This is a genomic window from Streptomyces sp. NPDC005803 (assembly GCF_040630435.1).
In the GTDB taxonomy this organism is placed as follows: Bacteria; Actinomycetota; Actinomycetes; order Streptomycetales; family Streptomycetaceae; genus Streptomyces.
The window spans coordinates 80,315-93,063 of record NZ_JBEXXO010000026.1 but is presented as its reverse complement, the minus strand read 5'-3'; the positions used below and the strand labels follow the sequence as shown (position 1 = coordinate 93,063).

Annotated in this window: 6 protein-coding genes; all 6 read right to left on the bottom strand. The window is 70.7% G+C overall.

Annotated elements, in window-relative coordinates; translation table 11 throughout:
* Positions 1–126 precede the first annotated feature (126 nt).
* The 6 genes from pulA to ABZ454_RS30530 all read right to left on the bottom strand — a co-directional run bounded on the left by pulA (position 127) and on the right by ABZ454_RS30530 (position 12,749).
* Positions 127–5,451, bottom strand: coding sequence for a pullulanase-type alpha-1,6-glucosidase (pulA, locus tag ABZ454_RS30555; protein WP_359542751.1), 5,325 nt, complete (start codon positions 5,449–5,451; stop codon positions 127–129).
* A gap of 94 nt (positions 5,452–5,545) precedes the next feature.
* A complete protein-coding gene (locus ABZ454_RS30550; RefSeq protein WP_356322412.1) occupies positions 5,546–7,264 on the bottom strand; it encodes a carbohydrate-binding module family 20 domain-containing protein in 1,719 nt (572 codons plus the stop codon).
* Between the two features lie 703 nt (positions 7,265–7,967).
* A complete protein-coding gene (locus tag ABZ454_RS30545; protein ID WP_356322413.1) occupies positions 7,968–9,035 on the bottom strand; it encodes a LacI family DNA-binding transcriptional regulator in 1,068 nt (355 codons plus the stop codon).
* Positions 9,020–10,747: a glycoside hydrolase family 13 protein gene (locus ABZ454_RS30540; protein WP_356322414.1), complete on the bottom strand. Its 1,728-nt coding sequence runs from the start codon at positions 10,745–10,747 to the stop codon at positions 9,020–9,022. The genes ABZ454_RS30545 and ABZ454_RS30540 overlap by 16 nt, the downstream gene beginning before the upstream one ends.
* A 107-nt stretch (positions 10,748–10,854) precedes the next feature.
* Positions 10,855–11,736 carry a carbohydrate ABC transporter permease gene (locus ABZ454_RS30535; protein ID WP_356322415.1) on the bottom strand — a complete coding sequence of 294 codons (882 nt, stop codon included), beginning with the start codon at positions 11,734–11,736 and terminating at the stop codon, positions 10,855–10,857.
* Positions 11,733–12,749 (bottom strand): sugar ABC transporter permease, encoded by a 1,017-nt coding sequence (locus tag ABZ454_RS30530; RefSeq protein ID WP_359542747.1) that lies wholly within the window; start codon positions 12,747–12,749, stop codon positions 11,733–11,735. The genes ABZ454_RS30535 and ABZ454_RS30530 overlap by 4 nt, the downstream gene beginning before the upstream one ends.

Genomic DNA, 12,749 nt, shown 5'->3' with positions numbered 1-12,749 from the left:
GGCGATCGACGCCGGCGCCGTACGGGAAGGGGGCCGGGACCGGCCGGGTGGAGTGTGAGGGCGCGCCCGGGAGTGGGGTGCTGCGGCTCTCCCCGGCGGCTGCCCTCACGGTAGTCCCGATGCGGGTCAGCGCAGCGAGAACACCGCCACCGTACGCCCCGGGACGGTGAAACTTCCCGAACTCCTCTCGTACGTCGACCTCTTGACGGTAAGATCCGCGCCCGCAGCCTGGACCGGGTGCAGGGCGTAGTCCTTGCCGGCCAGGGCGGCGACCTTCTGGGTGGTGGCGCCGGGCGCCGCGTTGAGGACGACCACCAGCTTGCCGAGCCGCATGGTGATCACGCCGGGGGTCTCGTCCTTGCCGGAGAGCGGGAAGGACAGCGTGGACTGCACCTGTGCGGCGGTGGAGAGGTCGAAGTCCTTCTCCGTGGCGCGGATGGTGAGCAGGTTCCGGTACGCGGCCGAGGCGCCGTCGATCTGTGCGCAGCCGGGGCTGATCGCCGCGTTGGTCAGCAACGGCTTGGCGTAGGACCACTTTGCCTTGTTGTCCGCGGCGGGCGGCAGTCCGCGGCCGAAGCCGTTGCCCGCGCGGCAGTCCCAGTGCAGCGCGTTGAACCAGTCGCCGCTGTCGAAGGAGTTGCGGTCCAGCGACTTGGAGCGCAGCAGGTCGGTGCCGGCCTGGGAGAGCGAGGGGCCCTGCGAGAGGGTGGCCGTCGCCATGGCCAGGACCTGCATGCGGGCCCGGTCGGCTGCCGAGGTGCCCGCCGGGAGCTTGAAGGCGAGGGCGTCGTACAGCGTCTCGTTGTCGTGGGCGTCGGAGTAGGCCAGCGCGTCACCGGGGGCGGCGGCGTATCCGGCCGGGGCTCCGTTGTAGTCGACGCCCGAGCCCTTGACGGTGGCGCCGGAGGTGTCGGTGAACGTGTAGTCGGCGAGGTTGCCGGTGAGTCCGACCTTGATCAGGTCCTGGTAGTGGAGCAGCCGGGCCTTCTGCTCGGCTTCGGTGCCGTTGTGGGCGGAGGTGTTGGGGTCGGTGTAGAGGCCGGTCGCGAAGCCCTGCACGCCGGGGTCCTCGTCGAAGGGGCTGCCGCCGCGCACGGCGTCGCGGGCCCGGTCGGAGAAGGTGGCGATGCCGGTGCCCGCCATGTTCTTCTGGGTGGCCTGGACGAAGCGGGCGTCGTCGGCGATCTCGCCGAAGTTCCAGCCCTCCCCGTACAGGATGATCTTCTTCCCGTCGACGCCGTCCTTGGCGATCGTCAGGGCGTCGAGCGCCTTGCGGACCGCCAGGATGTTGGCCTTGGGGTGGTGGCCCATGAGGTCGAAGCGGAAGCCGTCGACCTTGTACTCCTTCGCCCAGGTGACGATCGAGTCCACGACGAGCTTGCCCATCATCGTGTTCTCGGGCGCGGTGTTGGCGCAGCAGGTGGAGGTGGCGACGGTGCCGTCCTCCAGGAGCCGCTGGTAGTAGCCGGGCACGATCCGGTCGAGCACGGACTTGTCGTCCTGGCCGGAGGCGACGGTGTGGTTGTAGACGACGTCCATGACGGTCCGCAGACCGGCGCCGCTCAGACCCTGCACCATCTGCCGGAACTCGACCGTGCGCTTCGTGCCGTCGGGGTCGGAGGCGTAACCGCCCTCCGGGACGGTGTAGTGCAGCGGGTCGTAGCCCCAGTTGAAGGCGTCCTTCGCGGCGGCTTTCGCCACGCAGGCCTGCTGCTCCTCGGAGTCGGGGGCGTAGACGGACAGGTCGCAGGCCGGCTTCTGCTGGTCCGGCTTCTTCTCGGGGATGGTGCCGATGTCGAAGGCGGGCAGCAGGTGGACGTAGTCGGTGCCGGCGCCGGCGAGTTCCCTGAGGTGCTTCATCCCGTCGGAGCGGGTGTCGGTGAAGGCGAGGTACTCACCGGGGTGCTTGGACGTGGGGTCCGCGATCGAGAAGTCGCGGATCTGGAGTTCCTGGATCTGGGCGTCGCGCAGCGGCACGGCCGCGGGCTTGGCGAGCGTGCTCCAGCCCTTGGGCGCGAGGGTGCGGTCGTCGAGGTCGACCACGAGGCTGCGGGCGGAGTCGGTGGTCAGGGCGGTGGAGTAGGGGTCGGTGACCTTGTTGGTGACGAGCTTTTGGACGGTGGGCGCCCAGACGTTCACGACGTACCGGTAGGGCTTGCCGTTCCAGCTCCGCTTCCCGGTGACGGACCAGACGCCGGTGCGGTCGTCGCGCCGCATCGGGACGGTCTTCCCGTCGAGTTCGAGCGAGACGGTACGGGCGGTGGGCGCCCAGACGGACAGCGTGGGGCGGCCGTGGTGGAACACCGGGCCGAGCGAGGCGCTGCTCGCCTTCGTCCCGTAGAGGTCGTCGAGCACGCCGGCGCTCTGGACGCCGGTGGCGGCGAGCAGGGCGCCGTTGGCGGCGCGCTGGGTGGCGATCAGCTGGCCGCGCAGGGCCTCGCGGACCCGGCCCCGGTCACGGGCGTCGACGGTGAACGCCGGGTAGTCCCTCAGGTGCGGGTACTTCGCCTTCTGCGCGTCGGTCAGCGCGGACGGGCTGAGCCGCAGCCACCGGCCCTCGTCGCTCAGGGCGCCGTCGACGACGGAGATGCCGCCGTTCGGTGCGTAGACGAGCTGCTGGCTGGTGGCGCCGGTGGCCTTCACCTTCCAGACGACGGTGTCGGAGTCGATCCACTGCGCCTCGGCCTTGGTGAGGTCGGGGGTGGGGACACCGCCGGTCTGCGGGAGCAGGTAGCCGGACGTGCCGCCGAGCATCCAGACCTCGTGGCCGTAGGTGGCGAGGTCGAGCGACTGGTCGCTGGGCAGGTCCTTCTCGTCGCCGCGGTGCAGGATGTAGCTGAGCGCGGTGGCCCCGTCGGCGAGCGGGACCTCGAAGGTGAGGCCCGAGGCGTCCTTCTTCACCGGCTGCAGCGGCTTGGACCAGTCGGTGGGTTCCTTGGCGCCGGTCCAGGTGTGCAGGCCCCAGCCGTCGTAGTCGCCGTCGGCCCGGTAGTAGTGCAGCACGGCCTTGGTGGTGTCCGGCGCCGGGTAGGCGCCGTCGGGGGCGGTGTCGGCCTGGCCGTCCTTGCCCTGCTCGATCCAGACCTGTCCGGTCCGCGCGAGGTCGACGGTGCGCTCGGCGCCGTCGGCCGTGCCGGCCTTCTCGACGGTGTACGGGACGGCGGAGGCGCCCTCGGGCACCTTGATCCAGGCGAAGGCGCCGTAGGCGTCCCGGCCGGCGAAGGCGGCGGTGGTGTCGCCGGAGCGGGCCTGCCAGCCGTCGTAGTCGCCGTCGGCGCGCTTGTAGTGGACGACGGCGTAGTCGCGTTCGACGGCGACGGGCTTCGCCGGGGCCGGCGCCTGGCCGGCGGCCGACGTGGCGAGCGCGCTCGCGGTGTGCCCGGCGCGGTCGACGACCACGGCCTTGTAGCGCAGCGGTGTCCCGGCGGCTGTCGTGTCGCTGATGGTCTGGGTGACCTTGTACGGGGCGTGGTCGGCGGTGCCGAGGGTGGTCCACTTGCCGTTGCCGGTCTGGGCCGCGAAGACGACCCGGTTGAGGGAACCGCCGTCGACGTCGGCGGTGAGCTCGACGGTGCCGGTGGCGCCTGCGGCGGGTGCCTTCAGCGCGATCGAGGGCTCGGCCGCGGGGGCGCCGAGCGGCTTCGCGGCGCGCAGCACGGTGCTGGACAGCGCCGGGACGGTGACGGTGATCTTCTTGTCGGCGCCGCTGCGGGCCGTGCCAAAACCGCCGTACAGCGTACGGAAGTCCATACCGGCGGACTCGGTGGCCAGCTCGACGGTCTTCGCCTCGGTCCCGTTGTTGGTGGCGACGACGTACTCGGTGCCGCGCTCGGGGTCCGTGCGGGAGAAGGCGTAGACGGAGCCCTCGGCGTACCGCTCGGTCTGGACGCCGTCGCGCAGCGCCGGGTTCTTCGCGGTCAGCTCGGAGAGCGCGGCGATGGACCGGTAGAGCGGGTGACTCGTGTCGTACGCGTCGACGGCGTGCGTGCGGTCGGTGCCCAGCTCGTCGTCGTCGAGGTAGTCCGCGGTCTTCGAGGCGAACATGGTCTGCCGGGCGTCCTTGTCGCCGCCGGCGCCCGTGAAGCCCTGCTCGTCGCCGTAGTAGACGACGGGGTTCCCGCGGCTGAGGAACATCAGCTCGTTGGCGAGCCCGGCGCGCTTGACCAGCTCCGCGTCATCGGCCTTCGGGTTGTCCTGCTTCAGGAAGGTCCCGATGCGGCCCATGTCGTGGTTGCCGAGGAAGGTCACCTGCTCGTAGGCGTTGGCCTTGTCGGTGGTGTACCGGTAGTCGTCGCCGAAGACGGCGGCGAGCTTCGCGGCGGGCGCGCCTTGCGAGGCGTACTGGCGGGCCGCTTCCTGGAAGGGGAAGTCGAGCGTCGCGTCGAGGCGCCCCTGGGTGACGTAGGGCGAGGTGATCGCGGTGTCGGCGGAGTAGACCTCGCCGAACATGAAGAAGTCCTTGCGGCCGTGCTCGGCCGCGTACGTGTCGAGCGCGGTCGCCCACTGGGTCCAGAAGTCCAGGTCGACGTGTTTGACGGTGTCGATCCGGAAGCCGTCTATGTCGAAGTCGCGGACCCACTTCTCGTAGATCTTCTCCATGCCGGAGACGACCTCGGGCCGCTCGGTCCACAGGTCGTCGAGCCCGGAGAAGTCGCCGTACGTGGTGGACTCGCCGGCGTAGGTCGAGTCGCCGCGGTTGTGGTACATCGTCGGGTCGTTGAGCCAGGACGGCGTCTTGCCGCCGGTGGTGACCGGCTTGTACGGGAAGGAGTCGGCGTCCACCTTCGCCATGCCCGCGGCGTCGTCGAACGGGCGGCCGTCGCGGTCGAGGTACGGGTAGGCGCCCTTGGGCTTGTAGCCGTAGGTCTTCTCGGCGTAGTCGACGGTGTCGGCGGTGTGGTTGGTGATGACGTCGAAGAAGACCTTCATGCCCTTGCGGTGGGCCTGGGCGATCAGCTTCGTCAGGTCGGCGTTGGTGCCGAAGTGCGGGTCGACCTGGGTGAAGTCGGTGATCCAGTAACCGTGGTAGCCGGCCGAGGCGTCCTTGCCGGTGCCCTGGACGGGCCGGTTCTTGAAGATCGGCGCGAGCCAGATGGCGGTGGTGCCGAGCCCCTTGATGTAGTCGAGCCGGCCGGTGAGCCCCTTGAGGTCGCCGCCCTGGTAGAACCCCTTGTCGGTGGGGTCGTACCCGGTCTCCAGCCGTGACCCGGTCAGCCCGCCCCGGTCGTTTCCGGTGTCGCCGTTGGCGAACCGGTCGGGCATGACGAAGTAGAACTGCTCACGGGTCAGGTCGTGGCGGGCGGGCTGGGCCGCCAGCTTGGCGTCCGACGGCGCGGCGGGCGGCCTGGCCGCGGCGGCGGGCAGCGCGGGCACGAGGGCCGCGCACAGGGCGGCCGCGACGACGGCGGGCGCCGCTCTTCGCGCGGACACCCGCAGGGACGGACGGTTCACTCGGGTTCTCCTCGAAGGGGTACGGGTGGTGCGGGGCCGGACGGGCCGGTGGGGCCCGTCCGGCGGATGGGGCGGGTGAGGCGGGCGGAAGGGGTCAGTTGCGCCAGACGTCGGCGGTCAGGGTGACCTTGCCGGAGGCCGGCACCGTGGCCGTGCGGTTGGCACCGCTCTCCCAGGTGACGTTGCCGCTCGCGTCCTTGCGGAGGTACTTGTACTCGAACGACGTCCCGGCGGGCAGGCTCACGTCGAGCTTCCAGACGGGGTACGCGGCCGGGTCCAGCTTCAGCGCGCTGCCGGTGTTCCAGTTGCCGAGGGCGGGCTGGTTGCCGGTGACGTAGATGTTCTGACCGAGCTGGGTGGTGGCGTTGACGCCGAAGGAGGCGCCGGACGTGCCCGTGCCGGGGTCGGCCGGGTCCGTCGGGGTGCCGCCGCCGGCGCAGGTACGGGCGCCCGTCTGGAGGGCGAGCGCCGTGTCGGCGCCGAGCGTGGCGGTGAACTGGCCGGAGCCGTTGACCGTGACGCCCTTGCCGGACTGGATGTCGCAGTAGTCGCCGGCGGGCAGCGAGGTCTGGAACGTACGCGTCAGCGACGAGCCCTCGTGGTTGATCGCGACGTACGCCTTGGAGCCGCGGCCGAAGGCGATCTGGTCGCCGCCGTTGTCCCACCAGTTGGTGACCGACTCGCCGCGCGCGGTGTTGCGGAAGCCGACCATGGAGGAGATCTCGCGCCAGGCGTGCTGGCACTTCCAGCCGTCGCTGAAGCAGGCGTTCACGGTGCCGCCGCTCGGCGGACCGGCGTCCTTGTCGGACCACTCGTAGCCGGAGTGGACGTCCGGCGAGCCGTAGGGCCAGGCCAGCATGAACACGTTGGCCAGCGTGTAGTTCGCGCCGCTCTTGTAGTTCAGCGTCTCCCCGTTGCGCTCGGTGTCGTGGTTGTCGACGAACACCGCGGCCTTCGAGGAGGACATGAAGCCCCAGCCCTCGCCGAAGTTCTTCAGGTTGGCGAGGTTCTCGTTGGAGAAGACCTGCTTGAGACTGCGGGCGTAGCGGAACTCCTGGACATCGCCGGTGCCGGCGTACTCGTCGGGCGAGACGGCCTCACCGCCGCCGTAGATCGCCTCCTGCTTCCAGTAGACGCCGGGGTTGCTCAGCCGCGACTTGATGTTGGCGAGATCGCCGGCGGGCATGTGCTTGGCCGCGTCGATGCGGAATCCGTCGACGCCGAGCGACAGCAGGTCGTTCAGATAGCCGGCGATCTTGCCGCGGACGTAGTCCTCACCGGTGTCCAGGTCGGCCAGGCCCACGAGTTCGCAGTTCTGGACGTTGGCGCGGTCGCCGTAGTTGCTGATGTTCGACTGACAGTCGTTCATGTCGTTGACCGAGTAGAGGCCCGGGTAGTCGTACTTGCTGTACGAGGACCCGCCCGTGCCCGTGCCGGAACCCGACGACATGTGGTTGATGACCGAGTCGGCCACGACCTTGACGCCCGCGCTGTGGCAGGTGCTGACCATGCGGGCGAACGAGGTGCGGTCGCCGAGCCGTCCGGCGATCTTGTAGCTGACCGGCTGGTACGAGGTCCACCACTGTCCGCCCTGGATGTGCTCCTGGGGCGGCGAGACCTGTACGTAGCCGTAGCCGGCCGGGCCGAGGGAATCCGTACACGCCTTGGCGACGGAGTCGAATTTCCACTCGAAGAGGACGGCGGTGACGTCCTTGGCGCCCGGGGCGGAGGCCTGCGCGTTCGTGGCGGGGACCACGAGGGCGGCGGCGCCCGCTACGAGGGCGAGCGCGGCAGACAGGGGTCTGCTGGCCATTTTTCCTCCTGCGGTGGGGGAAATGCGGGTGACGGTGCAGCCTCATACGGCAACGCGCCCTGCCCTCAAGGCTCCTGAATCTTCTTGCTGCAAGAATGCAAACCTTGCCGCGGGGAGACCGTACGAGTCCGTCAGGTTCCGGTCAACCCTTTGGACATCGGCTGCTCACTTCCGCGAAATACTGGAGATTTCTTCCTGCAAGGCCTTACGCAAGACATTGCAGCGCTGTTACGTTTCTCCCGACTCCGGTCCGGTCGGCCGGGGGTCCCCGTGACCGGGGGCCTCACGCGCCCGGCCGGCCGGGCCGGTCACACCACCGGAAAGGCCCCGAGGCCGCTTCCCCGCCGGCCCACCCTGGGCCGGCCCCGGGGCCTCTCCTGTGCGTGTCACCCCTGAGCCGCGATCAGCGCCAGAAGCCGCGCTGCAGGACGCTCCGCCCGGCCCGGCACACCGGGTCCGCGGCGGCTACCCCAGCCCGACGCCCCCCCGTCGCACGATCGGTGAGCCCGAGTCGTGCCGCACGAAGGCGGGCGCCGAGGGCAGCCTCGTGACCGTCACGTCGTCCGGGCTGAGTCCGGCTGCTGCCCGCGCCCTTCAGCTGACCGGGACGGAGCGCCCGCCCGGACGGAGCGCCGCCCCGCATCCGGTACGCGAAAAGGCCGGCCCCCCTCCGGCCGGCCTTTCACTCACCCCGCACGGCGCCTCAGGCGCTGCGGAGCGCCGCCGTGGACCCCCGTACCACCAGCTCCGGCTGGAAGACGTACTCCGTGCGCTGGACCGGACTTCCGCCGATCTCCTCCAGCAGCGCGCCCACCGCGGCCGCCGCCATCGCCTGGACGGGCTGGCGCACCGTGGTCAGCGGCGGGTCGGTGAACGCGATGAGCTGCGAGTCGTCGAAGCCCACCACGGACACGTCACGCGGGACGTCGAGTCCGCGGTCCCGGGCGGCCCGCACCACGCCCAGCGCCATCAGGTCGCTGCCGCAGACGATGCCCGTGCACCCCTGGTCCAGCAGCGCGCCGGCCGCCACCTGACCGCCCTCGACGCTGAACAGCGTGGAGCAGACCAGGTTCTCGGCGTCGTCGCGGCCGAGGCCCAGCAAGGAGACCGCGGCGTCCACGAAGCCGTCCCGCTTGCGGCGGGAGGGCACATAGCGCTGCGGTCCGATGGCCAGACCGACCCGGCGGTGGCCGAGTTCGGCGAGGTGCCCGACGGCCATCCGCACGGCGGCGGTGTCGTCGGGCGAGACGAACGGGGCGCTGATGCGCTCGTTGTAGCCGTTGATCAGCACGAACGGCACGCCGCGGTCGGTCAGTGCGGCGTAGCGCGCCGGGTCGGCCGAGGTGTCGGCGTGCAGTCCGGAGAGGAACACGATGCCGCCGACGCCCCGTTCGACGAGTTGCTCGACGAGCTCGTCCTCGGTGGCGCCGCCGGGCAGCTGGGTGCAGAGCACCGGGGTGTAGCCGTGACCGGCCAGGACCTGCTCCACGGACTGCGCGAACGCCGGGAAGATCGGGTTGGTGAGCTCGGGCGTCACCAGTCCGATCAGCCCGGCGCTGCGCTGCCGCAGCCGTACGGGACGTTCGTAGCCGAGGATGTCGAGCGCCGCGAGCACCCGCTGACGCGTGGTGTCCGCGACGCCCGGCTTGCCGTTGAGCACCCGACTGACGGTCGCCTCGCTGACGGACGCCTGGCCGGCGATGTCCGACAGCCTCAGCGCGCCGCCCGTGCCGGGGCCCCGCGGCAGGGGAACACTCACACCGTCCACCACACCGTGGTGTCCGCCGGCAGCTCGATCTCGGCGCCGTCGGCGTGGACCGGGGCGCTGGACAGCAGGACGGTGCCGCGTACGGGGACGCGGACCGGGGCACTCGTCGTGTTCACGGTGCAGACGAAGCCGGGGCGGGCGAAGACCAGCACGCCCTCGGGGGCGTCCAGCCACTCCACCGCGGTTCCGGCGCCGAGCCCCGGGTGCACCCGGCGGGCGGCGATCGCGGCCCGGTACAGCTCCAGGGTCGAGCCGGCTACGCCGGCCTGGGCCTCGATGCTCAGCTCGCCCCAGCCTGCGGGCTGCGGGAGCCAGCTGCCGCCCGCGCCGAAGCCGTAGCTGCTGCCCTCGCGGGTCCACGGGATCGGCACCCGGCAGCCGTCACGGAAGCCGTCCTGGCCCTCGGCCCGGAAGAACGACGGGTCCTGGCGGGCCTCGTCGGGCAGGTCGGTGACGTCGGGCAGGCCGAGCTCCTCGCCCTGGTAGACGTAGGCGGAGCCGGGGAGCGCCAGCATCAGCAGGCTGGCCGCGCGGGCCCGGCGCAGGCCCAGCTCGCGGTCGCCCGCGGTGCGGATCTGGGTGCCGAGGCCGGCCGGGTTGGCGAAGCGGGTGGCGTGCCGGGTGACGTCGTGGTTGGAAAGCACCCAGGTGGTGGGGGCGCCGACCGGGCGCATGGCGTTCAGCGAGGTGTCGATGACGGTACGCAGCTCGGCCGCGTCCCAGGCGGTCGCCAGGTACTGGAAGTTGAACGCCTGGTGCATCTCGTCGGGGCGCACGTAGTTGGCGGTGCGCTCGACGGTCGGGGTCCACGCCTCCGCGACGGCGATCCGCCCGCCCGTCGCCCGCCGCCGCCCTTCCGACGAACGCCCCTCGGCCACCATGGTGTCGGGGTACTCGTCGAGGATGGTGCGCCAGCTGCGGTAGATCTCGTGCACACCGTCCTGGTCGAAGAACGGCATGACATCGTTGCCCAGCAGCTTCAGCTGGTCGTGCGTGCCCAGGTCCGGCAGCCCCTCGGCCTTGACCAGGCCGTGTGCCACGTCGACCCGGAAGCCGTCGACGCCCATGTCGAGCCAGAAGCGCAGGATCGAGCGGAACTCGTCGGCGACGGCGGGGTGTTCCCAGTTGAAGTCGGGCTGCTCGGGTGCGAAGAGGTGGAGGTACCACTCGCCGGGCGTGCCGTCCGCGTCGGTGGTCCGGGTCCAGGCCGGCCCGCCGAAGATGGACTCCCAGTCGTTGGGCGGGAGTTCGCCGGTGGCGCCCTTGCCGGGGCGGAAGTGGTAGCGCTCGCGCAGGGCGGAGCCGGGGCCCTCGGCGAGCGCGCGCTTGAACCACTCGTGCTGGTCGGAGGAGTGGTTGGGCACCAGGTCGACGATGATGCGCAGGCCCAGGTCGTGGGCGTCCCGGATCAGGGCGTCGGCGTCCAGCAGGGTGCCGAACATCGGGTCGATGGCCCGGTAGTCGGCGACGTCGTAGCCCGCGTCGGCCTGCGGGGAGGCGTAGAAGGGGCTGAGCCACACCGCGTCGACGCCGAGGTCCCTGAGGTACGGGAGCCGGGCGGTGACGCCTGCGAGGTCGCCCATGCCGTCGCCGTTGCCGTCGGCGAAGCTGCGCGGATACACCTGGTAGATCACCGCGTCCTGCCACCAGCCGGTGCGGTGGCCCGTGGCCTCGTCGGACGTGCCGGTGGAGGGGGCAGCGAGGTGCTGGGTCATGTCGTCCCTGGGGTGTCTGGGTGGGGAGTGGCGCCGGGACCGGGTCGGGATGCCGGCGCCACCGTGACTGGTGCGTGCGGGTCGTACGGCCGTGCTGGCGCGGACGCTCAGCCCTTGACGGCTCCGGCGGACATGCCGGTGACGAGGTGCTTCTGCGCGAACAGGAAGACCAGGGCCGCGGGTATCGCGATGAGCACGGACGCGGCGGTCATCGGACCCCACTGGGCCCCGTACTGGTTGACGAACAGCTGCAGTCCGCCGGCGAGCGTGAGGTTGTCCTCGCCGACCATGAAGGCGGAGGCGTACGCCACCTCGCCCCACGCGGTGATGAAGGAGTAGAAAGCGGTGACGGCGAGGCCGGGCTTGGCCAGCGGCAGGATGAGCCGCCAGAACGTGCCGAACGGGGTGAGGCCGTCGACCTGGCCCGACTCGTCGATCTCGCGCGGGATGGTGTCGAAGAAGCCCTTCATCATCCAGGCGCAGAACGGCACCGAGATGGTGAGGTAGGTGATGACCAGACCGGCCGGCTTATTCAGCAGCCCCATGCCCGCCATGATGTTGTAGATCGGCACGATGAGGACGGCGACCGGGAACATCTGGGTGATCAGCAGCGTCCACATCAGTCCGCGCTTGCCGGGGAAGCGGAAGCGGCTGACGGCGTAGCCGGTGGAGGCGGAGACGATCACGCCGAGGAGCGTGGTGAGCCCCGCGACGACCACCGAGTTGCCGAACCAGGTCAGGAACTTCGTGTTCTGGAGCAGGTTCGTGTAGTTCTCGAAGGTCGTCTCTTTGAAGAAGTCCGTGGTGGTCGCGAACTCGGCGGGCTTCAGCGAGGTGAGCAGGACCCAGAGGACGGGGAAGACCGCGATCACGGACGCGACGATCAGCGTCAGGTGCAGTGCGGTGGAGGCCAGCGGTGAACGCTCGCCGCGCAGCCGGACCTTGGGCGCGGAGTGCCGCGCGGTGGGGGTGGGTGCGGTGGTGGTCACCAGTCGTCTCCCTGGGTGCGGAGGACTCGCCGGTACACGGCGGCGAAGAGCAGCAGGAGCACGAGGATCAGCACGCCCCACGTGGAGGACTGCGCGAAGTCGCGCGGGCTGATCTCGAAGGAGAACTTGTACGCCTGGGTGACCAGGATCTGGGTGGCGTCGCCGGGTCCGCCGCGCGTGAGCAGGAAGATCACCGGGAACATGTTGAAGGTCCAGATGGTGGAGAGCAGGATCACCGTCGTGGAGACGGGGCGCAGTCCGGGCAGCGTGATGTGGCGGAAGCGCTGCCAGGCGGTGGCGCCGTCCATCTCCGCGGCCTCGTAGTGCTCGCTGGGGATGGACTGCAGGCCGCCGAGGAGGGCGACCATCATGAACGGTACGCCGAGCCACACGTTGACGGCGATCACGGAGACCTTCGCCCAGGTGGGGTCGTCGAGCCAGGCGATGCCGTCGAAGCCGCCGCCGGAGAGGATCTTGTTGAGCAGCCCGCGGTCCTCGTTGTAGAGGAAGCGCCAGGCGAAGACGGAGACGAAGCCGGGGATGGCCCAGGGCAGGATGAGTGCCATCCGGTAGGCGGAGCGTCCGGCGATCCTGCGGTTGAGGATGTTCGCCAGGGCCATGCCGAGGGCGAAGGTGATGGCCACGCAGGAGACCGTCCACACCAGAGTCCACCCGAGCGTGCCGAGGAACTGGTCACCGGTGAGCGCGTCGGCGTAGTTGTCCAGGCCCAAGAACTCGTACGTGGCGGGCATGTGGTTGACACCGATGGACCGTGCGACGTTGCGCTCGTTGGCGTCGGTCAGCGACAGGTAGATGCCGCGGACCAGCGGATACCCGATGATCACGCCGATCACGACCACGACGGGCGCGACCATGGTCCAGGCGTACCAGTGCGTCGACAGAGCCCGCCGGAGCCTGCTCGGCGGCGGGGGGTTACCAGTACCGCGGCTCCGGCCGCGGGCGACGTCGTCGCCCGCGGCCTTCGCCACCGACTGGCTGGTGTGGACAGCCAT

Excerpts from the sequence above, each read along its gene's own strand:
- ABZ454_RS30530 (WP_359542747.1), bottom strand. The coding sequence starts at position 12,749 with ATGGCTGTCCACACCAGCCAGTCGGTGGCGAAGGCCGCGGGCGACGAC.
- ABZ454_RS30550 (WP_356322412.1), bottom strand. The coding sequence starts at position 7,264 with ATGGCCAGCAGACCCCTGTCTGCCGCGCTCGCCCTCGTAGCGGGCGCC.
- ABZ454_RS30540 (WP_356322414.1), bottom strand. The coding sequence starts at position 10,747 with ATGACCCAGCACCTCGCTGCCCCCTCCACCGGCACGTCCGACGAGGCC.